At 64.4% G+C, this 236-nt stretch carries 1 pseudogene; it reads left to right on the top strand.

Features of this window, described 5'->3' with window-relative positions:
- A pseudogene (locus P9236_RS30800) lies at positions 1-236 on the top strand (hypothetical protein); the annotation flags it as partial.

Here is a 236-nt window from a genome sequence, read left to right as displayed (position 1 = left end):
CTCGCCGAGCGCGCCGGCAACATCCAGGACAAGCTGCAAGCGATGCGGGCGAGCGGCGAGCTCGGCGGCCGCTTCTTCGCGCCGATGTCGATGCTCACCCTGATTTTCGGCCTGATCATGTGCGGCTTCTGGGTTGGCTTTTCCGACCTGTGGATCATCATCGGCCTTGTCGGCTACGCCACGACCTTCTCGATCGGCATGCTCGTTTTCAAGCCGACCGGCGAGCGGATGGGGGC

Source organism: Mesorhizobium sp. WSM4884 (assembly GCF_029625675.1).
Taxonomy (GTDB): Bacteria; Pseudomonadota; Alphaproteobacteria; order Rhizobiales; family Rhizobiaceae; genus Mesorhizobium.
Note: the sequence above shows the minus strand (reverse complement) of the source record. Positions and strands in the feature narration are given on the sequence as shown.